Raw genomic sequence first — 21,551 nt, 5'->3', positions numbered from 1 at the left:
CTCACCGCCGGCCCGGCGGGGCGTACTCCTTGAGGTAGTGGGCGACGCGCTCGGCGTAGTCGCGCACGTCCGGGGGCACGCCGCCCGCCTTGTTGACCGTCCGGTACGACCTGCGGTAGGAGGCGGCGATCAGGACCCGGCGGTCGCCCGGCAGTTCCTCGTGCAGGCGCGGCGCGATCCAGCACAGGTAGCGGCCCATCGCGGGGATGGACTCGGCCGGCGGGAAGGGGGGCTGGGGGACGGTCTCCCCGGGCGTGCCGTCCTCGTTCATCCACCAGCGCAGGACGCGCGGGGTCCAGCGGGCGATGCCGTACTCGTCGTTGGCGGGGTCGGAGAGGTCCGGGTCGAAGTCGCTCTCCACCTTCAGCATGGCGGCGATCAGCACCGGGGTGACGTCCTTCTGGGCGCAGTCGTGCGCCGTCTCGACGATCAGCAGCCGGTAGGCGGGCGGGATGCCGCGGTCGGTGCGCAGTTCCAAGGCCCCGTACGCGGCGGCGGAGACGTTCGCCGCTCCCGGGCCGCTGCCGCCGCCGCGCGTGCCGTCGCCCCGGACGACGACGCCGTAGGCCAGGGCGGCGACGGCGGTCACGGCGGCGGCCGCGGCCGCGACGACGGACGCACGGCGCGGGCGGCGGCGGGGCGGACGGAGGCGGGCCGGACGGAGGCGGGGCGGGCGGAAGGGGCGGTGCCCGGTGCCGGCGGCCGCCGTGACGCGGCGCAGCAGTGCCCCGGCGGTGACGCGGTCCTCGTGGGTGCGGGTCAGGCAGGCGGAGACGATCTGCCGCCAGTCGTCGCTGAGCCGGGGCGACAGGCGCAGCTCGTCGGTGCCGCGGGCGTAGGCCGCGGCCGCGTCGCGGCGGGCCGCCGGGGTGGCGCCGGGCAGGGGGAAGGAATCGGTCAGGACCAGGTGGGCGAGGACGCCGAAGGCCCAGACGTCGGCCGACGGGCGGATCCGGCGGCCGCGTTCGCCGATCTCGGTCCACAGCAGCTCGGGCGGTGTGTAGTCCGGTGTGGAGAAGGCCGGGCCGTAGGCGTGGGTGCCCTCCAGCTCGGCGGCCATGTTGAAGTCGCCGAGCCGCACCGAACCGTCCTCCATCAGCAGGACGTTGGCCGGCTTCAGGTCGCCGTGCACCCAGCCGGCGCCGTGCAGCTGGGCCAGGCCCTCGCAGACCTGCGCGAGCAGGGCGGGACCGGCCGCGGGCCGGGGCGTGGCGGCGAGCAGGGCGGACAGCGAGCCCGCGGCCCGCTCCAGGACCAGCACGGTGGCGCCGTCCAGCTCCGGGTGGTCCGGGTCGTCGACGGTCAGCGTCTGGTACATCCGCAGCAGCCGCGGGCGCCGCAGCCGCCGGTACAGCTCGACCTCACGCTCGATCAGCTCCCGCAGGTGGGCCAGCCGACGGGGTGTCGCCGTACCGGTGGGCAGGAACTTCAGGGCGGCCGTCGGCGGCAGTGCGGCGGCGTCGCCGACGCGGCGGGCCGCGTACACGCTGCCGAAGGCGCCGGTCGCCAGGGGCTCGCGCACTTCCCAGACGCCGACCCGGTACCCCTTCGGCACGGGTACGGCGTAGGGCTCCGTCACCGGGTCACCTCGCCCGGCGGGGCGGCCGGTCCGGCCTCGCGCGCGGGGTGAGAGGGCCGGGAGGGCTCCGAGGAGCGGAAGAGGCGGGCGACGTTGTCGGGCGCGGACCGGCCCGCGAGGGGGCGGCGGCCGGGCGCGTATCGGGTGGGGCGGCGGTCTCGCTCGTCCTCCGTGGTCGGCGGAGGTACCACGATGATGCTGTACAAGGTGCTCTCCCCGTGCCTGAACAGCTACCACCGTCAGACTAGGGCGACGCACCAGGGCCGTGCCCCCCTCGTACGGGTGAGACACGGCCCTTGGGTGTGATTGGCGTGAAGTGGTCCGGTCGACCGGGTCCGCTCAGTAGCGGGGGCGGTTGAACCAGGCCTTGCCGGCCGCGTTGCCGACGAACACCGCCACCAGGACGGCCAGGATCGTGTGCACCAGGCCCACGATGACGAACGGGTAGATGCCGAGCACGGCCGTGATGATGGCGAAGACCAGGATGGTGATCCGGGCGCCGTTGCCGCCGTTCTTGAACTTCGTCGCCAGCACGGCCGCGAACACCAGCCAGGCCAGGCCGAACACCACGTAGCCCCAGATCACGCCGGTCGAGTCACCGACCAGGTCCTGGAAGGCGGTGTTGTCCTTGAGGGACTCGTCGTCCTTCGCGGCGTTGAGCGCGATGGCCGAGAAGGCGAAGAGGGCCACACCGAGGACCTGCAGGCCGACGATCACCCAGAGCATCACGCGGGCCGCGCTCACCGAGCCGGGCATCGTGGTCGGGGCGGCGGGGCCACCGCCGTAGGGGGAGACCGGAGGGGCCTGCGGGTAGCCGTAGCCGGGCGCCTGTCCCTGCTGCTGCGGGTAGCCGTAGCCCTGCTGCTGCGGCTGCTGCCCCTGGGGCTGGCCGTAGGGGTTGTTCGGGTCGCCGAAGCTCATGGCGGACTTTCCTCCGTTGTTCCGAGTGCGGGGACGACGCGTGACGTCCGTACGGAGGAGAGCACTTCAGATTGCGACCGTCCCCCCGTTGAACTGCCCGCGGCACTTGTCAGGTCATCGTTCTGCACCGCTGACCGGCTTGTCCAGCCGCATTCCCGATGTGTTGTGCAAGTGCAACATCACTGATCATGGGCGGATACGGGCGGAGCGCACCCGCGGTGCCCGGATTGCGGGCGGATTGGAACCGCGGCGGGGTCATCCGCGAGGATGGGGCCATGACCGCCCAGATTCTCGATGGCAAGGCCACCGCAGCCGCGATCAAGTCCGATCTGACCGCCCGCGTGGCGGCGCTGAAGGAGAAGGGCGTCACGCCCGGCCTCGGCACGATCCTCGTCGGGGACGACCCCGGCAGCCAGAAGTACGTCGCCGGCAAGCACCGTGACTGCGCGCAGGTCGGCATCGCCTCCATCCAGCGGCAGCTGCCCGCCACCGCCACCCAGGAGGAGATCGAGGCGGTCGTGCGCGAGCTGAACGAGAACCCGGCGTGCACCGGGTACATCGTGCAACTGCCGCTGCCCCGGGGCATCGACGAGAACCGCATCCTGGAGCTGATGGACCCGGACAAGGACGCCGACGGTCTGCACCCGATGAACCTCGGCCGCCTCGTGCTGAACGAGCCGGCGCCGCTGCCCTGCACGCCGAACGGCGTGCTGACGCTGCTGCGGCAGTACGGCGTGGAGATCAAGGGCGCCGAGGTCGTGGTCGTCGGGCGCGGCGTGACCATCGGCCGGCCGATGCCGCTGCTGCTGACCCGCCGCAGCGAGAACGCGACCGTGACCCAGTGCCACACCGGCACGCGCGACCTGTCGGCGCACCTGAAGCGCGCGGACATCATCGTGGCCGCGGCCGGTTCCGCCCACCTGATCCGCGCCGAGGACGTCAAGCCGGGCGCGGCCGTCCTCGACGTCGGTGTCTCGCGCAGCGCCGAGGGCAAGATCGTGGGCGACGTCCACCCCGACGTCGCCGAGGTCGCCGGCTTCATCTCCCCGAACCCCGGCGGGGTCGGCCCGATGACCCGCGCCCAGCTGCTCGTCAACGTGGTCGAGGCGGCGGAGCGCAGTGCCGGCTGACCGCAACGCAGCGAGCGCGCCGAGCGCCGCTCCCGGCCCGGAGGAGACGGACGCGTCCGGCACCGGCCCGGCCGGGGACGGCGCCGGCACCGCTGCCGGGCCGCGGGACGCCGACGGCCCGCGCGGCGCCGAGCACGGCAGGGCCGGCCCGCACGGCCGGGACGGCGTCGCGGGCCACGACCGGCCCGGCGGCCACGACGACCGGCGCGACACCCGGGACGGCCCGGGTGGGGCGGACGGTGTCGGTGGTGGCGGTGGTGACGGTGGCGTCGGCGGTGACGGTGGTGAGGACGGTGAGGAGTTCACCGTGCGGGACCCCGTCAGTGCCCCCGACGCCGAAGGGCGGCCGCGGCGGGTCACCCGGCGGTTCCCGCTGTTCACCCGGGACACGGCCCGGCCCGAGGGCGGTGGCCGGGCCGCGTCCCGCGACGCGCCCGCGCCGGCCCGTCAGTGGCCCGTGCTCGCGGTGCTGGTGCTCACCGGGCTCGGGCTGCTGCTGACCGCGTTCGACCAGTTCCGGATCGGGACACTGCTGATCGGGGTCGCCCTGCTGGGCGGCGGCGTGATGCGCTGGCTGCTCCCGGACGTCGGCATGCTCGCGGTCCGCTCCCGCTTCACGGACATCGTCACGTACGGCGTGCTGGGCACCGTGATCGTCCTGCTGGCGCTCATGGCCCAGCCGCATCCGCTGCTGCAGATCCCGTTCCTGAAGGACACCCTGCACTTCACGGTCACCAGCGAATGACCGGACGCCGGCCCGTCCCCTCCCCCGAGGAAGGACGGGCCGCCGCCGCGATCACCCTCGTGCACCGCGAACGGCCTGTTCAACGCCTGTCAGTACGCTGTGGCACGGAAGTGACGGTTCCGGTACGTCCGGCCTCGATGGGGCACGAAGTGGTGCGACACGGGGGTTGGCGTGGACAATCGGGACGGTCCAGGGTGTATCGCGCGCGGGCACCACGCTCCTGTGCGCCCCCCGTCGGGGAACTGAGATCCTGACCGGGCGCATCCCTGTGGGTAGCCACAACGGGGATCGGCCGAGGCCGCCACGCGCGGGGCGAACAGCGCGGGAAAGAACAGCACTACCCGGGGGAAGAGGGGGGAAGCAATGCCTCGTTGGAAGGCCTTGCCGGACGAGCTCGATCCGCAGATCAGGGAGTTCACCAGCCAGCTGCGCAGGCTCGTGGACCGCAGCGGTCTGAGCATCGCCTCGGTGGCGGACCGCACGGGCTACAGCAAGACGTCGTGGGAGCGGTATCTGAACGGCCGGCTGCTCGCGCCCAAGGGCGCGATTGTGGCCCTGGCCGAGGTCACCGGAACCAACCCGGTGCACCTCACCACCATGTGGGAGCTCGCCGAGCGCGCCTGGAGCCGCTCGGAGATGCGGCACGACATGACGATGGAGGCCATCCGGATCTCCCAGGCGCGCGCCGCGCTCGGGGAGTTCGGCGGCCAGGACTTCGGCGCCGCCGCGGCCGGATCCAAGGAGGACGGCAGATCCGGGGGCGGCAAGCCGTCCCGCCGGAGCGGCAGCGCCACCGTCACGCCGGGCGTCGCGGGCCCGGCCGGCGTCGTCCCGAGCGTGCCGTCGCAGCCGACGGCGCCCGAGGTGCAGGACTCCACCGGCGCCGGCCCGCGTCAGGACCGCACCGAGGTCAACTCCTGGGGCATCGCCGGGTACAAGGGCCCGTCGCCGACCGGGCCGGGCGCCGGTGGACGCACCTCCGGGCACGCGGCCGGAGCGCCCGGCGGCACCGCCCGGACGCCGGCCGTGGGCGCGGGCGCGTACGGCGGGCCGCAGGACGCCGGACCGGGCGCCGCCGGGGGGGCCGGCCGGGCGGCGGGACCGGGCCGGAGGGGCGGTTCCGCCGGCAAGCGGCGGACCGGGACGTTCGTCGCCGGTGTCGTGGGCGTGCTCGTGGTGATCGCCGGCGCGTTCTACCTGACCGGCGGGGGCGGCGGCGACGACACCAAGGGCAGTGCCGAGTCGCCCAGGCCCACCGCCAGCAGCAACCCGGACCTGCCGCCCGGTGTGAAGTGCAGCGGCGACAGCTGCACCGGCAAGGACGCGGAGAACATGGGATGCAGTGGCGACCTGGTCACCACGGCCCGGACCGCGACCGTCGGCACGACCGTCGTCGAGGTGCGCTACAGCGAGACCTGCAAGGCGGCCTGGGGCCGCATCACGCAGGCCGCGCAGGGCGACGAGGTCCAGATCAGCGCGGGCAGGGCGAAGCAGACCGGTGGCATCACCGCCGCCGGGGACTCCATCGCGTACACCCCGATGGTGGCCGTGAAGAACGCTGCCGACGCCAAGGCGTGCGCGACGCTCGCGGCCGGCGGGCAGGGCTGCACCGAGTGACGGCGTAACGGGCGGTGGCGCGCGCCGCGGTCCGGCGGGCGGCGAAGAAGTCCGGAGGGGGAGGCATGCCCGCCCGGATCGGGGGCACGCGAACCGTACCCCCACGGGACCGGCATCGTCGGTATCCCCCTCAAGGCGGCCGCCCTCGTCCTCCTCTCCCGGACGGGCGGCCGCCCCTTGTGTGACGGGGAGGCGGGTTGTGGGCCGGGCCACACCGACCCGGCCGTCCGGGATCCCGGATGCGCGATAGCCTGACCGCTGGATCGATCTCTTGACGCCAAGAGATCGATCAAACGTCCGGGGCAGGGACCCCGCCCCTACCGCCAGCTGTCATACGGAGAACGCCATGACCCGCACTCCCGTGAACGTCACCGTCACCGGCGCGGCCGGCCAGATCGGTTACGCCCTGCTCTTCCGCATCGCCTCCGGTCAGCTGCTCGGCGCGGACGTGCCGGTGAAGCTGCGCCTGCTGGAGATCACGCCGGCGCTGAAGGCGGCCGAGGGCACGGCCATGGAGCTGGACGACTGCGCGTTCCCGCTCCTGCAGGGCATCGACATCACGGACGACCCGAACGTCGCCTTCGACGGCGCCAACGTCGCGCTGCTCGTCGGCGCCCGCCCGCGCACCAAGGGCATGGAGCGCGGCGACCTGCTGGAGGCCAACGGCGGCATCTTCAAGCCGCAGGGCCAGGCCATCAACGCCCACGCCGCGGACGACATCAAGGTCCTGGTGGTCGGCAACCCGGCCAACACCAACGCCCTGATCGCCCAGGCCGCCGCGCCGGACGTCCCCGCCGAGCGGTTCACGGCGATGACCCGCCTCGACCACAACCGCGCCCTGACCCAGCTGTCGAAGAAGACCGGCACCCCGGTCTCCGAGATCAAGAAGCTGACGATCTGGGGCAACCACTCCGCCACGCAGTACCCGGACATCTTCCACGCCACGGTCGCCGGCAAGAACGCCGCCGAGGTCGTCAACGACGAGAAGTGGCTCGCCGACGACTTCATCCCGACCGTCGCCAAGCGCGGCGCCGCCATCATCGAGGCCCGCGGGGCCTCCTCGGCCGCCTCCGCCGCCAACGCCGCCATCGACCACGTGTACTCGTGGGTCAACGGCACGCCCGAGGGCGACTGGGTCTCCATGGGCATCCCGTCGGACGGCTCCTACGGCGTCCCGGAGGGCCTGATCTCCTCCTTCCCGGTCACCTGCAAGGACGGCAAGTACGAGATCGTCCAGGGCCTGGACATCAACGAGTTCTCGCGCGCCCGGATCGACGCCTCCGTCAAGGAGCTCGAGGAGGAGCGCGAGGCGGTCCGCGGCCTGGGCCTCATCTGAGCCGAGCCGCTCGCGTCTTCGTCGCGCAGGCCCCGCACCGGATCCCCGGTGCGGGGCCTGCGGGCTGTTCATCGAGACTTTCGTTCCTTTTGTCCGTATTTCCCGTGACGCAGCGCACTTTCGGCCACGCGGGCGCATGCATCCGGGAGGTCTCGGGCAGGCGAACCCGGTCTCTTGGTGACACGTGTGTGACACAGAGACGCTGATCAGGAACGGAAGGCGAAGACCGATCATGGCGGAAAGTACCGAGCTTCAGGCGAGTCAAACCATCCACGCGGGAGGAGAATGGCGCGCGGCCGTCTCCGGCGCCACGCGCGAGATCCTCGACCCCGCGGACGCCCAGCCCTTCGCCGTCGTCGCGGAGGGTGACGAGAAGGACACCGACCTCGCGGTCGCCGCGGCCCGGCGGGCCTTCGACGAGGGCGAGTGGCCGCGCACGCCCGCCGCCGAACGGGCCGCGCTGCTGCGCCGCGTGGCCGACCTGCTCGTGCGGGACCGCGAGAAGCTCGGCCGGCTGGAGGCCCAGGACGCGGGCAAGACCGTCGAGGAGGGGCGCGTCGACATCGACTGTGTCGCCGACGCCTTCCGCTACTTCGCCGACCTGGTCGCCGCCGAGGCCCCGGGCCGGGTCGTGGACGCGGGCTCGCCCGACATCCACAGCGTCGTGGTGCACGAGCCCGTCGGCGTCTGCGCGATGATCACGCCCTGGAACTACCCGCTGCTGCAGGCCAGCTGGAAGATCGCTCCGGCTCTCGCCGCCGGCAACACCTTCGTCATCAAGCCGAGCGAGATCACGCCGATGACCACCATCGCGCTGATCGACCTGCTCGTCGAGGCCGGTCTGCCGGCCGGGGTCGCCAACATCGTGACCGGGCCGGGCCATTCGGTCGGCGCGCGCCTGTCCGAGCACCCCGACGTCGACCTGGTCTCCTTCACCGGCGGCCTGATCAGCGGCACCAAGGTGGCCCAGGCGGCGGCTCCCACCGTCAAGAAGGTCGCCCTCGAACTCGGCGGCAAGAACCCCAACGTCGTCTTCGCCGACGCCTGCGCCACCGAGGAGGGCTTCGACACCGCCGTCGACCAGGCCCTCAACGCGGCCTTCATCCACAGCGGCCAGGTCTGCTCGGCCGGCGCGCGCCTCATCATCGAGGAGTCGGTGCGCGACCGGTTCGTCGCCGAACTCGCCCGCCGGGCCGAGAGGATCCGGCTGGGCCGCGGCACCGAGGAGGGCGTCGAGTGCGGCCCGCTCGTCTCCGAGCAGCAGCGGGCCAAGGTCGAGGCGTACGTCGAATCCGCCCTGCGGGAGGGCGCGGTGCTGCGCTGCGGCGGCAAGCGCCCCGGGCCGTCCCCGCAGCGCCCGGAGAACGGCTACTTCTACGAGCCGACCGTCCTCGACCACTGCCACCGCGAGATGCGCGTCGTCCGCGAGGAGGTCTTCGGGCCGGTCCTCACCGTCGAGACGTTCCGCACCGAGGACGAGGCCGTCGCCCTCGCCAACGACACCGAGTACGGCCTCGCGGGCGGCGTCTGGACCGCCGACCCGGGCCGCGCCCGCCGCGTCGCCGGCCGGCTGCGCCACGGCACGATCTGGATCAACGACTTCCACCCCTATCTGCCGCAGGCGGAATGGGGCGGTTTCGGCAAGAGCGGTGTGGGCCGCGAGCTCGGCCCGGCCGGTCTCGCCGAGTACCGGGAGACCAAGCACGTCTACCAGAACCTCGCGCCCAAGCCGGTGCGCTGGTTCGCGGGCTGACCCCCGGCCCGGATCACCCCCCGGCCCGGATCACCCCCGGTCCGGGCCGGTCCCCAGGCCCGGATCCTCCCGGGTCCGGGCCACCCCCCCCCCTCGGTCCGGATTGCACCCGGCCCGGGCCACCCCCCCCCTGGGCCCGGATCACACCCGGGTCCGGGCCACCCCCCCCTCGGCCCGGATCACACCCGACCCGGCCGGTCCGGGGCGCCCCCCTCGCCCCGGACCGGCCTCCCCCGCCCACCTCCGAGCCCGTCCCCTTCATCCCCCTCTGGAGCAAGCACGTCATGTCCCACACCAGTCATGAGTACGACTATGTCGTGATAGGCGGCGGAACCGCCGGTTCCGTCATCGCCTCCCGCCTCACCGAGAACCCGGATGTCACCGTCGCCGTCATCGAGGGCGGCCCCAGCGACGTCGGCCGCGACGACGTGCTGACCCTGCGCCGCTGGATGGGCCTGCTCGGCGGCGAGCTCGACTACGACTACCCCACCACCGAACAGCCCCGCGGCAACTCGCACATCCGGCACAGCCGGGCCCGCGTCCTCGGCGGCTGTTCCTCGCACAACACCCTGATCGCCTTCAAGCCGCTGCCGGCCGACTGGGACGAGTGGGAGGCCGCGGGCGCCACGGGCTGGGGCGCGGTGCAGATGGAGGCGTACTACGCCCGGCTGCTCAACAACATCGTCCCCGTCGACGAGAAGGACCGGAACGCCATCGCCCGCGACTTCGTCGACGCGGCCCAGGAGGCGCTCGGCGTGCCGAGGGTGGAGGGCTTCAACAAGAAGCCGTTCACCGAGGGCGTCGGCTTCTTCGACCTCGCCTACCACCCCGAGAACAACAAGCGGTCCTCGGCGTCGGTGGCCTACCTGCACCCGGTGATGGACGAGCGGCCCAACCTGACGATCCTGCTGGAGACCTGGGCGTACAAGCTGCAGCTCGACGGCGACCGCGCCGAGGGCGTCCACGTGCGCACCAAGGACGGCGAGGAGATCCTCGTCAAGGCACGCAACGAGGTCCTGCTGTGCGCCGGCGCCGTCGACTCGCCCCGGCTGCTGATGCACTCCGGCATCGGCCCGAAGGCCGACCTGGAGAAGCTCGGCATCCCCGTCACGCACGACCTGCCGGGCGTCGGCGAGAACCTGCTCGACCACCCCGAGTCGGTCATCGTCTGGGAGACCAACGGCCCCATCCCGGAGAACTCCGCGATGGACTCGGACGCGGGCCTGTTCGTGCGCCGCGACCCCGAACTGCCGCACCCGGACCTGATGTTCCACTTCTACCAGATCCCGTTCACGGACAACCCGGAGCGACTGGGCTACCAGCGGCCCGAGTTCGGCGTCTCCATGACCCCGAACATCCCCAAGCCCAAGAGCCGCGGCCGGCTCTACCTCACCAGCGCCGACCCCGAGGTCAAGCCCGCCCTGGACTTCCGCTACTTCACCGACGAGGACGACTACGACGGCCGCACCCTCGTCGACGGCATCCGCATCGCCCGCGAGATCGCGAAGACCGAGCCGCTGGCCGGCTGGCTCAAGCGTGAGGTCTGCCCCGGCCCGGACGTCACCGGTGACGAGGAACTGAGCGAGTACGCCCGCAAGGTCGCGCACACCGTCTACCACCCGGCCGGCACCTGCAGGATGGGCGCCGGGGACGACCGCCTCGCCGTCGTCGACCCCGAGCTGCGCATCCGCGGCCTGGAGGGCATCCGCGTCGCCGACGCCTCCGTGTTCCCCACCATGACCACCGTGAACCCGATGATCGGCGTGCTCATGGTCGGGGAGAAGGCCGCCGAGCTGATCGGTGGTGGTGCCAAGTGACCGCGACCCTCGAACCCCCGACGGAGCAGACCATGGACGCCGCCACCCCCGTCTTCTCGGTGGAGGGCCTGTGGAAGGTGTTCGGCCCCAAGGCCGAGCGCGTCCCCGGTGACCCCGAGCTGACCGCCCTCGACCCGGCCGAGCTGCGCTCGCGCACCGGCTGCACGGCCGCCGTCCGGGACGTCACCTTCGACGTGCGCAAGGGCGAGGTCTTCGTGGTCATGGGCCTGTCCGGCTCCGGGAAGTCCACGCTGGTGCGCTGTCTGACCCGGCTGATCGAGCCCACGGCCGGCACCATCGCCATCGACGGCGAGGACGTGCGCGCCATGGACCGCTCCCGGCTGCGCGAACTGCGCCGCCACCGCGCCGCCATGGTCTTCCAGCACTTCGGCCTGCTGCCGCACCGCACGGTCCTCGACAACGTCGCCTACGGCCTGGAGATCCAGGGCGTGGGCAGGGCCGAGCGGCGTGAGCGGGCCGCCGAGGTCGTGGCCAAGGTCGGCCTGGAGGGCATGGAGCACCGCCGCCCCGGCCAGCTCTCCGGCGGCCAGCGGCAGCGGGTCGGCCTCGCCCGCGCCCTCGCCGTCGACCCCGAAGTCCTGCTGTTCGACGAGCCGTTCAGCGCGCTCGACCCGCTCATCCGGCGCGAGATGCAGGAGGAGGTGGTGCGGCTGCACCGCGACGAGGGCCGCACGATGGTCTTCATCACCCACGACCTCCAGGAGGCCCTCAAGCTCGGCGACCGCATCGCCCTGATGCGCGACGGCCGGGTCGTGCAGCTCGGCACGCCCGAGGAGATCGTGGGCGCGCCCGCCGACGACTACGTCCGCGAGTTCGTCCGGGACGTCCCGCGCGAGCAGGTCATGACCGTCCGCACGGCCATGCGCCGCCCCTCGGCGGACCAGGACGGCAGCGGACCGGCGGTCCGGCCCGACGCCACGGTCTCCGAGGCCATCGAGGCGGTCGCCCGCGCCGGCGCCCCGGCCCGGGTCATGGACCGGGGCCGGTGCGTGGGCATGGTCGACTCCGACATCCTCCTCGGGGTCGTCGCCGGCACGGAGCACCCCGCCCCGCCGGGGACGGAGCAGCCCAAGGAGGCGGTGTGATGGCGACCATCACCGCGAACCCGCCGCGCCTGGGCCTGCCCGGGCTGCTGAGGAACCGGACCGTGCGCAAGCTCCTGCTGCTGGCCGTCACCGCCGCGGTCCTCGTACCGCTGGCCGACGCCCGCTGGGCGAGCGGCAGCTGGCCGGCCGCGCTGACCGTCGACCTGTCCGACCCGCTGGCCCGGACCAGCGACTGGATCATCGACAACCGCGACAGCCACCCGCTGTTCCTGTACTTCTTCGGCCACGTCAGCAACGTCGTCGTCCTCGCCGTACGGGCCGTCTACCTCAGCCTCCTGGCCATCGGCTGGGCGGGCGTCACCGCCCTGGGCGCCCTGGTCGCCTGGCGCGTGGCGGGCGTGCGGCTGGCCCTCGGCACCGCCGTGGCGTTCCTCGCCTGCGGCCTGCTCGGCATGTGGGTGCCGACCATGCAGACCCTCGCCCTGATGGTCGTCGCGGTCCTCGCGTCGGTCGTCGTGGGCGCGCTGCTCGGGCTGGCCGCCGGACTGTCCGACCGGATGGACCGCGCCCTGCGCCCGGTCCTGGACACCATGCAGGTGCTGCCCGCCTTCGCCTACCTGCTGCCGGTCGTCCTCGTCTTCGGCATCGGCGTCCCGGCGGCCGTCCTGGCCACCGTCGTCTACGCCGCCCCGCCCATGGCCCGGCTGACCTCGCTCGGCCTGCGCGGCGCCGACAAGGAGGTGCTGGAGGCCGTCGAGTCGCTCGGCGCCACCGCCCGCCAGCGCCTGCTCACCGCGCGGATCCCGCTGGCCCGCAAGGAACTCCTCCTCGGCGTCAACCAGACGATCATGATGGCGCTGTCCATGGCCGTCATCGCCGCCGTCATCGGCGCGGGCGGTCTCGGCGACCGCGTCTACCAGGCCCTCGCCTCGGTCGACGTCGGCGCCGCGCTCGCCGCCGGCATCCCGATCGTGCTGCTGGCCGTCGTCCTGGACCGCGTCACCGGCGCGGCGGGGGAGAGGCTCGGCGCCGCCCCCCGGCCCCGCGCCGGCCGCGGCTGGCTCTACGCCCTCGCCGGTGTCGTCGCCGCGGCGGTCGCCGGGCGGCTCGCCGGCCGCCTCGACTGGCCCGACGCCTGGGTCGTCGGCATCGCCGAGCCCGTCAACCGCGCGGTGGACTGGATGACCGCCCACCTGTACTCGGGCGTGCCGGTCATCGGTGGCACCGCCGACTGGGCGGGCCACTTCACCACCTGGGTCCTGGACCCGGTGCGCGACGGCCTGCAGGCGCTGCCCTGGTGGGCGGTGCTGCTGGTCGTCGCCGCCCTGGCCTGGGTGATCGGCACCTGGCGCACCGCGCTCACCGCCGTCCTCGCCATGGCCGCGATCGGTGTCCTCGGCGTCTGGAAGCCGTCCCTGGACACCCTCTCCCAGGTCCTCGCGGCCGTCGCCGTCACCCTGGTCGCCGGCTTCGCCGTCGGCATCGCCGCGGCCCGCAGCGACCGGCTGGAGCGGGCGCTGCGCCCGGTCCTCGACGTCTTCCAGACGATGCCGCAGTTCGTGTACCTCATCCCGGTCGTCGCCCTGTTCGGCGTCGGCCGCGCCCCGGCCGTCGCCGCCGCGATCGTCTACGCCCTGCCGGCCGTCGTCCGCATCACCACCCAGGGCCTGCGCCAGGTCGACCCGGCCGCGCTGGAGGCGTCCGGCTCGCTCGGCGCGACCAGCTGGCAGCAGCTGAGGCAGGTGCAGCTGCCGCTGGCCCGCCCGGCGCTGCTGCTCGCCGTCAACCAGGGCCTCGTCCTGGTCCTCGCCGTCGTCGTCATCGGCGGCCTGGTCGGCGGCGGCGCGCTCGGCTACGACGTCGTCTTCGGCCTCGCCCAGGGCGACCTGGCGACCGGACTGGTGGCCGGCGCGGCGATCGTCTGCCTGGGCCTGATGCTCGACCGGGTGACGCAGCCCACCGAACGCCGCGCGAGGAAGGGAGCCTGACATGCGCGTCCGTACCACCGCCGCGATCGCCGCGGTGAGCTCCCTGGCGCTGCTCACCGGCTGCGGCGCGGCCGACATGACCAAGCAGGCCTCGCCCTTCGCGGGCGCCCAGGGCGCCCAGACAGTGACCCTGTCCGTGCAGTCCTGGGTGGGCGCCCAGGCCAACGTCGCCGTCGCCCAGTACCTCCTGGAACACGAACTGGGCTACCGCGTCGACACCGTCCAGGTCGACGAGGTGCCCGCGTGGGACGCCCTCAGCCAGGGCCGGGTCGACGCGCTCCTGGAGGACTGGGGCCACCCCGAGCAGGAGAAGCGGTACGTCGACGACAAGAGGACGATCGCCCGCGGCGGCGAACTCGGCGTCACCGGCCACATCGGCTGGTACGTCCCGACGTACCTCGCCAAGAAGCACCCCGACATCACGAACTGGAAGAACCTCAACAAGTACGCCCACCTGTTCCGCACCCCGGAGAGCGGCGACAAGGGCCAGCTGATGGACGGTTCGCCGTCCTACGTCACCAACGACAAGGCGCTGGTGAAGAACCTGAAGCTGGACTACCAGGTGGTGTTCGCCGGCTCCGAGGCGGCGCAGATCACGCAGATCAAGCAGTTCGCCAAGGAGAAGAAGCCCTTCCTGACCTACTGGTACTCCCCGCAGTGGCTGTTCAAGAAGGTCCCGATGACCGAGGTGAAGCTGCCGCCGTACAAGGAGGGCTGCGACGCCGACCCGGAGAAGGTCGCCTGCGCCTATCCGCACACACCGCTGGAGAAGTACCTCAACGCGGACTTCGCGAGGAAGGGCGGCAAGGCGGCGGCCTTCCTGAAGAAGTTCCGCTGGACGACGGAGGACCAGAACGAGGTCTCCCTGATGATCGCCGAACAGAAGATGTCCCCCGAGGACGCGGCGAAGAAGTGGGTGGACAGCCACGAGTCCACGTGGCGGAAGTGGCTGTCCTGACCTTCACCGCACCAGCCGGCCGGCGATCTCCCGCAGCGCGCGGGCGGCCCGCCGCTGGAGTCCCGGCCCGAAGGTGACCCGGGTGGCCCCCCGCCCGCCGAGTTCGGCGGGCGAGGGGCCGTCCTCGGTGAAGACCCCCGCGTTGATCGGCCCCTGGACCCCGGCCCGCAGCAGGGGCAGGACCTCCGGGGGCGCCTGGATCGGGTAGACGCAGTCGGCGCCCGCCGCGACGTAGAGCGCGGCCCGCTCGATGGCCCGGTCGGGATCGGCGGCCCCGCAGGCGAAGGTGTCCACCCGGGCGTTGACGAACAGCCGGTCACCGGCCGCCGCCCGCACCTCCGCCAGCCACTCGGCGTGCCGGTGCGGGTCCTTCAGCACCCCGTGCGCGGAGTCCTCCAGGTTGCAGCCCACCGCCCCGGTCTCCAGCAGCCGCTCCACCAGCTCCTTCGGCGCGAGCCCGTACCCGCCCTCCACGTCCGCCGACACGGGCACGCCGACGGCCCGGACGATCCGGGCGATTGCCGCGAACATCTCGTCGGCCGGGACCTGCCCGTCCTGGTACCCCAGGGAGGCGGCGACCCCGGCGCTGGGCGTGGCGAGCGCCGGGAACCCGGCCTCCTCGAACACCCGGGCGCTGGCCGCGTCCCACGGGCCGGGCAGCACCAGGGGATCGCCCGGGGGCCGGTGGCGGTGCAGGGCGCGGAACGCGTCGACCTTGCTCACGGCGTGTGACCCCCCGGCGGAATCCGGCGGGCGACCATCATCCGGTTCCAGTTGTTGATGGCGACGATCAGACCGATCAGATGGGCCAGCCGGACCTCGTCGAAGTGCTCGGCGGCCCGCTCGTACACCGCGTCGGGCACGAAGCCTCCCCCAGAGCCGGAAGCCTGGGAGGTGCCCCCGGTCAGCACGGTCACCGCCTCGGTCAGCGCCAGCGCGGCCCGTTCCCGTTCGTCGAAGACGTCCCCCGCCTCCTCCCAGGCGGCCAGCAGGTCGAGCTGCCGCTCGCTCACGCCGTACTGCCGGGCGATCGCGAGGTGCATGTCGAGACAGAACGCGCACCGGTTGAGCTGCGAGGCGCGGATCACGACGAGTTCGGCGAGGGCGGGGTCGCCGAGGCCCTCCTTCGCCGCGGCGCTCACGGAGGACAGGGCCCGGGCCACCGCCGGGTCGAGCGCGCGCGTCCGGGCCGTCACTTGTACTGGCCCGGCTGGTAGTGCCCCGGCGCCATGCGGCAGGTCACGCCGAACCGGTTCCAGGCGTTGATCGTCGTGATCGCCGCGATCAGCTGCGCCAGCTCGGTCTCCTCGAAGTGCCGGGCCGCGTTCTCGTACACCGCGTCCGGCACGAACCCGTCCGTGAGGACCGTCACGGCCTCCGTCAGCTCCAGCGCCGCGATCTCCTTCTCGGTGTAGAAGTGCCGGGACTCGTCCCAGGCGCTGAGCTGCACGATCCGCTCGACCTTCTCGCCCGCGGCGAGGGCGTCCTTGGTGTGCATGTCGATGCAGAAGGCGCAGTGGTTGATCTGGGAGGCGCGGATCTTCACCAGCTCGTACAGCGTGTGGTCGAGGCCCTGCCGGGCGGCGATGTCCAGCCGGACCATCGCCTTGTAGACCTCGGGCGCGTGCTTGGCCCAGTCCAGGCGGGCGGGCCGTTCGGGGGCGTACGCGGCGGTGGTCTCGTCCAGGTGTGTCGTCATGCCCTCGACCCTAGGGAGAAAGCAGCCCAGGGGTATGGTCCATTTCCATGGCGGATCAGTGGGCCACTTTGGGCGTCGACCTGCACCTGGAACCGACCGGCCCGGGGCTGCGCCGAGGGCTGACCGACGCCCTGCGCGAGGCGGTGCGCTCCGGCCGGCTGGCCCCGGGCACCCGCCTGCCCTCCTCCCGCTCCCTCGCCGCCGACCTGGGCATCGCCCGCAACACCGTCGCCGACGCCTACGCCGACCTGGTCGCCGAGGGCTGGCTCACGGCCCGGCAGGGCTCCGGCACCCGGGTCGCCATGAGGACGTCCCCCACGGCGACCAGGCAGCGGGGGAGGACGGCCGCGGCGCCGGCCGGGACCGCGCCCCACCCCCGTGAACCGGCCCACCCCGCCTACGACCTGCGGCCCGGCAGCCCCGACCTGGCGTCCTTCCCGCGCGCCGAGTGGCTCAAGGCCGCCCGCCGCGCCCTCGACGCCGCCCCGTACCGGGCCCTGGACTACGGTGACCCGCGCGGCCGCCCCGAGCTGCGCACCGCGCTCGCCGGATACCTCTCCCGCGCCCGGGGCGTGCGCGCGGACCCCGAGCGGATCGTGGTGTGCGGCGGGTTCGCGCACGGCCTGCGGCTGCTCGGCGAGGTCCTGCGGGGCCGCTCGGCCCGGACGGTCGCGGTGGAGTCGTACGGCCTGGACGTGCACTGGCGGCTGCTGACCGGCTCCGGCCTGCGCACCGTCGCGCTGCCCTTCGACCGCCTGGGCACGGACCCCGGCGCCCTGCCCGGCGCCGACGCGGTCCTGCTCACCCCCGCCCACCAGTTCCCCATGGGCGTGCCCCTGCACCGGGACCGCCGGGCCGCCGTCGTCGACTGGGCGCGCCGCACCGGCGGGCTGGTGCTGGAGGACGACTACGACGGCGAGTTCCGCTACGACCGGCAGCCCGTCGGCGCCCTCCAGGGCCTCGACCCCGACCGGGTCGTCTACCTGGGCACCGCGAGCAAGTCCCTCGCCCCCGGGCTGCGGCTGGCCTGGATGGTGCTGCCGCCGGACCTCGCCGAGGAGGCCGCCGCGGCCAAGGGCGGCGTCGACACCTGCGGGGCGCTCGACCAGCTGACCCTGGCCGAGTTCCTCACCTCCGGCGCCTACGACCGGCACGTCCGCGCGACCCGCCTGCGCTACCGGCGCCGCCGCGACGCCCTGGTCGCCGCCGTGGCGGCCCGGGCCCCCGAGGCGCGGGTCACCGGCATCGCGGCCGGTCTGCACGTCCTGCTGCGGCTGCCGCCCGGCACGGAGCAGTCGGTCGTCCAGGCCGCCCGCTGGCGGGGCCTGGCGGTCCACGGACTGGCCCGCTACCGGCACGCCGACGCGGTCGCCGAGCCGGTCGAGGCCCTGGTCGTCGGATACGGCACCCCGCCGGACCACGCGTGGTCGGGGGCGCTGGACGCGCTGTGCACGGTCCTGCCCGGCTGAGGGCACACACCGCCGCAAAGATCACAAATCGGCAGGAGGGCAGGGCCGGGAGAAGGGGGGCCGTGCACGCCCGCGCCCGCCGCTCTCTAGGCTGACCCTCCAGCAGTACATGACAGGCAGCGCACGGGGGAGAGACACCGGTATGGCGGAGACACGGCGCAGACTGCGTTCGAGCACGGTGGTCCTCGGCGGCATGGGCGTTCTCGCGGCGGCCCTGTCCGCCTGCGGCTCCGACCCGGACCGCCGCTGCGTGGACCGGGACAGCTACGACTACATCAACGGCTACAAGATCGTCTCCGACAAGAACTGCGCGTCCGGCTCCTCCTCCGGCAAGAGCCGCAAGACCGGGAAGACCGGCAAGACCAGGGACGCGGACGCCGACTGGTACTACGACGCCGACGTCAGCAACGGATACGCCCAGAACGGCACCTTCAGCCGCAGCGAGGCCGTCGACCGGGGCGGTTTCGGCTGCTCGGGCGGCAGCGGCGGCGGCTGACCGGACGCACAGCGATGGAACGCCGTACCACCACACCCCGCCCCGGCTGGCAGCAGACCGTCGAGGAGCAGGGCCTGATCTACCCCCTGACCCGCTACCCCGACGGCTCCCTGCGCCCCTACTGGGACGAGAGCGCCTACTACGTCTTCGGCCTGCCCGAGATCGAGGCGCTGGAGGAGGTGGTCGAGGAGCTGCACCGCATGTGCCTGGCGGCGGCGGAGCACATCGTCGCCGAGGACCGCTTCGCCGACCTGGGCATCACCGACCCGCGAGTGGCCCGGGCGGTCGCCGAGGCCTGGCACCGCCGCGCCGAACTCCCCTCCCTCTACGGCCGCTTCGACCTCCACTACGACGGCACGGGCCCGGCCAAGCTCCTGGAGTACAACGCGGACACCCCCACGTCCCTGGTGGAGGCCGCCTCCCCGCAGTGGTTCTGGATGGAGGAGCGCTTCCCGGGCGCCGACCAGTGGAACTCCCTCCACGAGCGGCTCATCGACGCGTGGAAGCACCAGGCCGCCCTCCTCCCGCCCGGCAGCCCCGTGTACTTCGCCTACTCCTCGGCCGACGAACTGGGCGAGGACCTCATGACGGTCGCCTACCTCAAGGAGACCGCCGAACAGGCCGGCCTGGCCACCGACTGGATCTCCATGGAGGAGATCGGCTGGGACCGCCTCTCCGGCCGCTTCGTCGACCAGCGCCTGCGCTTCATCCGCAGCATCTTCAAGCTGTACCCGTGGGAGTGGCTCACCACCGACCGCTTCGCCGGCCACGTCCTCGACACCCTCGACAACGGCGGCGGCACCGGCTCCACCCTGTGGATCGAACCGGCCTGGAAGATGCTGCTGAGCAACAAGGCCCTGCTGGCGATCCTGTGGGACCTCTACCCGGACCACCCCAACCTCCTCCCCGCCCACCTGGACGGCCCCCGGGACCTGACCGCCACGGGCTGGGTCGCCAAGCCCCTGCTGGGCCGGGAGGGCGCCGGCGTCACGATCCACGAGCCCGGCTCGGACCCCGCCCCGCGCGGCGAACCCTGCTGCTACCAGCAGCTGGCCCCCCTGCCCGACTTCGACGGCAACCGCGTCGTCCTGGGCGCCTGGGTGGTGGAGAACGAGTCGGCGGGCCTGGGCATCCGCGAGTCCTCGGGCCTGATCACGGACGAGTACGCAAGGTTCCTGCCCCACGTGATCCTTTAGCCGGGGCCGTACGGCCACGCCCGTGAAGGGGCGCGGGGCCGTATCGACGTGCGGCTGCCGCCGCGTGGGCGCGATCAACCACGGCGCACCCGCACCCGGCACCGAAGAGCAACCCGGCGGACGCTCCCCGCTCACCCCACCCGGTAGGCTGGCCACGGGCCGTGACTGGCGCGCTGGGATGGACGAACCATCGGGGAGCGGCCCGGACGACGAGAGCCGTGCGCCTGGGCCGTACCGTGAACGCCGAACGCAACGTCCGGAGGTCCCCATGCCAGCAGAGCTCAGCCCCGCTTCCACCGCCTACCGCGCCGCCCTCGACGTCATCCGCGCCGTGGAGCCGCGCGTGGCCGACGCCATCGGCCAGGAGGTTGCCGACCAGCGCGAGATGCTCAAGCTGATCGCCTCCGAGAACTACGCCTCCCCGGCCACGCTCCTGGCGATGGGCAACTGGTTCAGCGACAAGTACGCCGAGGGCACCATCGGCCGCCGCTTCTACGCCGGCTGCCGCAACGTCGACACCGTCGAGTCCCTCGCCGCCGAGCACGCCAGGGAACTGTTCGGCGCCCGCCACGCCTACGTCCAGCCGCACTCCGGCATCGACGCCAACCTCGTCGCCTTCTGGTCGGTCCTCGCCCAGCGCGTCGAGGTCCCGGCCCTGGAGAAGGCCGGCGCCCGCCAGGTCAACGAGCTCTCCGAACAGGACTGGGCGGAGCTGCGCCGCGCCTTCGGCAACCAGCGCATGCTCGGCATGTCCCTGGACGCGGGCGGCCACCTCACCCACGGCTTCCGCCCGAACATCTCCGGCAAGATGTTCGACCAGCGCTCCTACGGCACCGACCCGGCCACCGGCCTGCTGGACTACGAGGCCCTGCGCGCCACGGCCCGCGAGTTCAAGCCGCTGATCATCGTCGCGGGTTACTCGGCCTACCCCCGTCTGGTGAACTTCCGGATCATGCGCGAGATCGCCGACGAGGTCGGCGCCACGCTCATGGTCGACATGGCGCACTTCGCCGGCCTGGTCGCGGGCAAGGTCCTCACCGGCGACTTCGACCCGGTCCCGCACGCCCAGATCGTGACGACGACCACGCACAAGTCGCTGCGCGGCCCGCGCGGTGGCATGGTCCTGTGCGACGACTCGCTCAAGGACCAGGTCGACCGCGGCTGCCCGATGGTCCTCGGCGGCCCGCTCCCGCACGTCATGGCCGCCAAGGCCGTGGCCCTCGCCGAGGCCCGCCAGGAGTCCTTCCGCGACTACGCCCAGCGCATCGTCGACAACTCCCGTGCCCTGGCCGAGGGCCTGATGCGCCGCGGCGCGACGCTGGTCACCGGCGGCACGGACAACCACCTGAACCTGATCGACGTCGCCTCCTCCTACAGCCTCACCGGCCGCCAGGCCGAGGCCGCCCTGCTGGAGTCGGGCATCGTCACCAACCGCAACGCGATCCCCGCCGACCCGAACGGCGCCTGGTACACCTCCGGCATCCGCATCGGCACCCCCGCCCTGACCACCCGCGGTCTCGGCATGGCCGAGATGGACGAGGTCGCCGGCCTGATCGACCGGGTCCTGACCACCACCGAGCCGGGCACCACCAAGTCGGGCGCCCCCTCCAAGGCCGCCCACGTCCTCGACGCGAAGGTCGCGGACGAGATCTCCCGCCGCGCCACGGACCTGGTCGCCGGCTTCCCCCTCTACCCGGAGATCGACCTCGGCTGACGAACGCCGTCAGGGGCAGTGCCCCCCACGGGCGCGGGGAACTGCGCGAACGGGTCCCACCGGCCG

Annotated in this window: 18 protein-coding genes, 1 pseudogene and 1 riboswitch; of the genes and pseudogenes, 13 read left to right on the top strand and 6 right to left on the bottom strand. The window is 73.2% G+C overall.

Annotated features, from left to right (window positions below; all coding sequences use genetic code 11):
• Position 1: 1 nt before the first annotated feature.
• The 3 genes and pseudogenes from AC07DA_RS21495 to AC07DA_RS21485 all read right to left on the bottom strand — a co-directional run bounded on the left by AC07DA_RS21495 (position 2) and on the right by AC07DA_RS21485 (position 2,500).
• On the bottom strand, positions 2 to 1,579 hold the full coding sequence (locus AC07DA_RS21495; RefSeq protein ID WP_479129779.1) for a protein kinase domain-containing protein: 1,578 nt from the start codon (positions 1,577 to 1,579) through the stop codon (positions 2 to 4).
• A gap of 92 nt (positions 1,580 to 1,671) precedes the next feature.
• Positions 1,672 to 1,785: pseudogene (locus tag AC07DA_RS21490) on the bottom strand (FHA domain-containing protein); the annotation flags it as partial.
• A gap of 133 nt (positions 1,786 to 1,918) precedes the next feature.
• Complete coding sequence (locus tag AC07DA_RS21485) at positions 1,919 to 2,500, bottom strand: hypothetical protein (protein WP_479129778.1); 582 nt, start codon at positions 2,498 to 2,500, stop codon at positions 1,919 to 1,921.
• 275 nt (positions 2,501 to 2,775) lie between these two features.
• On the opposite strand from AC07DA_RS21485, the gene AC07DA_RS21480 reads away from it, so the two are divergent.
• From AC07DA_RS21480 to AC07DA_RS21440, 9 genes are all read left to right on the top strand, one after another.
• On the top strand, positions 2,776 to 3,630 hold the full coding sequence (locus AC07DA_RS21480; protein WP_479129776.1) for a bifunctional methylenetetrahydrofolate dehydrogenase/methenyltetrahydrofolate cyclohydrolase: 855 nt from the start codon (positions 2,776 to 2,778) through the stop codon (positions 3,628 to 3,630).
• Between the two features lie 307 nt (positions 3,631 to 3,937).
• Positions 3,938 to 4,375, top strand: a complete 438-nt coding sequence (locus AC07DA_RS21475) for a DUF3017 domain-containing protein (RefSeq protein WP_479129890.1) — start codon at positions 3,938 to 3,940, stop codon at positions 4,373 to 4,375.
• A gap of 363 nt (positions 4,376 to 4,738) precedes the next feature.
• Positions 4,739 to 5,992 (top strand): helix-turn-helix domain-containing protein, encoded by a 1,254-nt coding sequence (locus tag AC07DA_RS21470; RefSeq protein ID WP_479129775.1) that lies wholly within the window; start codon positions 4,739 to 4,741, stop codon positions 5,990 to 5,992.
• A gap of 346 nt (positions 5,993 to 6,338) precedes the next feature.
• A complete protein-coding gene (locus AC07DA_RS21465) occupies positions 6,339 to 7,328 on the top strand; it encodes a malate dehydrogenase (protein ID WP_479129774.1) in 990 nt (329 codons plus the stop codon).
• A gap of 232 nt (positions 7,329 to 7,560) precedes the next feature.
• Positions 7,561 to 9,081 (top strand): aldehyde dehydrogenase family protein, encoded by a 1,521-nt coding sequence (locus AC07DA_RS21460; protein WP_479129773.1) that lies wholly within the window; start codon positions 7,561 to 7,563, stop codon positions 9,079 to 9,081.
• 284 nt (positions 9,082 to 9,365) lie between these two features.
• Positions 9,366 to 10,898 (top strand): GMC family oxidoreductase, encoded by a 1,533-nt coding sequence (locus AC07DA_RS21455; protein ID WP_479129772.1) that lies wholly within the window; start codon positions 9,366 to 9,368, stop codon positions 10,896 to 10,898.
• Positions 10,899 to 10,930: 32 nt separating this feature from the next.
• Positions 10,931 to 12,004 carry a quaternary amine ABC transporter ATP-binding protein gene (locus AC07DA_RS21450; RefSeq protein WP_479129889.1) on the top strand — a complete coding sequence of 358 codons (1,074 nt, stop codon included), beginning with the start codon at positions 10,931 to 10,933 and terminating at the stop codon, positions 12,002 to 12,004.
• The gene (locus tag AC07DA_RS21445; protein WP_479129771.1) at positions 12,004 to 13,953 is read left to right on the top strand and encodes an ABC transporter permease; all 1,950 of its coding nucleotides are present in this window, start codon (positions 12,004 to 12,006) and stop codon (positions 13,951 to 13,953) included. The genes AC07DA_RS21450 and AC07DA_RS21445 overlap by 1 nt, the downstream gene beginning before the upstream one ends.
• A gap of 1 nt (position 13,954) precedes the next feature.
• On the top strand, positions 13,955 to 14,911 hold the full coding sequence (locus AC07DA_RS21440) for an ABC transporter substrate-binding protein (RefSeq protein ID WP_479129770.1): 957 nt from the start codon (positions 13,955 to 13,957) through the stop codon (positions 14,909 to 14,911).
• Between the two features lie 3 nt (positions 14,912 to 14,914).
• Here AC07DA_RS21440 and AC07DA_RS21435 read toward each other — a convergent pair whose 3' ends face one another.
• The 3 genes from AC07DA_RS21435 to AC07DA_RS21425 are packed head-to-tail and all read right to left on the bottom strand — an operon-like array spanning position 14,915 to position 16,610.
• Complete coding sequence (locus AC07DA_RS21435; RefSeq protein WP_479129769.1) at positions 14,915 to 15,634, bottom strand: isocitrate lyase/PEP mutase family protein; 720 nt, start codon at positions 15,632 to 15,634, stop codon at positions 14,915 to 14,917.
• Positions 15,631 to 16,107, bottom strand: a complete 477-nt coding sequence (locus AC07DA_RS21430) for a carboxymuconolactone decarboxylase family protein (RefSeq protein ID WP_479129768.1) — start codon at positions 16,105 to 16,107, stop codon at positions 15,631 to 15,633. The genes AC07DA_RS21435 and AC07DA_RS21430 overlap by 4 nt, the downstream gene beginning before the upstream one ends.
• Positions 16,104 to 16,610 carry a carboxymuconolactone decarboxylase family protein gene (locus AC07DA_RS21425; protein WP_479129767.1) on the bottom strand — a complete coding sequence of 169 codons (507 nt, stop codon included), beginning with the start codon at positions 16,608 to 16,610 and terminating at the stop codon, positions 16,104 to 16,106. The genes AC07DA_RS21430 and AC07DA_RS21425 overlap by 4 nt, the downstream gene beginning before the upstream one ends.
• A gap of 47 nt (positions 16,611 to 16,657) precedes the next feature.
• Here AC07DA_RS21425 and pdxR point away from each other — a divergent pair, with 47 nt between their 5' ends.
• The 4 genes from pdxR (at position 16,658) to AC07DA_RS21405 (ending at position 21,485) form a co-directional block, all read left to right on the top strand.
• Positions 16,658 to 18,079, top strand: a complete 1,422-nt coding sequence (gene pdxR / locus AC07DA_RS21420) for a MocR-like pyridoxine biosynthesis transcription factor PdxR (RefSeq protein ID WP_479129766.1) — start codon at positions 16,658 to 16,660, stop codon at positions 18,077 to 18,079.
• A 142-nt stretch (positions 18,080 to 18,221) separates the two neighbouring features.
• On the top strand, positions 18,222 to 18,575 hold the full coding sequence (locus AC07DA_RS21415) for a hypothetical protein (protein WP_479129765.1): 354 nt from the start codon (positions 18,222 to 18,224) through the stop codon (positions 18,573 to 18,575).
• A gap of 14 nt (positions 18,576 to 18,589) precedes the next feature.
• Positions 18,590 to 19,771: a glutathionylspermidine synthase family protein gene (locus tag AC07DA_RS21410; RefSeq protein WP_479129764.1), complete on the top strand. Its 1,182-nt coding sequence runs from the start codon at positions 18,590 to 18,592 to the stop codon at positions 19,769 to 19,771.
• 151 nt (positions 19,772 to 19,922) lie between these two features.
• A riboswitch (ZMP/ZTP riboswitch) is annotated at positions 19,923 to 20,008 on the top strand.
• A 31-nt stretch (positions 20,009 to 20,039) separates the two neighbouring features.
• Entirely contained in the window at positions 20,040 to 21,485 is a 1,446-nt protein-coding gene (locus tag AC07DA_RS21405) for a glycine hydroxymethyltransferase (RefSeq protein ID WP_479129763.1), read from the top strand.
• The last annotated feature ends 66 nt before the right edge of the window (positions 21,486 to 21,551 follow it).

The organism is Streptomyces sp. NPDC044921, from assembly GCF_056432865.1.
Note: the sequence above shows the minus strand (reverse complement) of the source record. Positions and strands in the feature narration are given on the sequence as shown.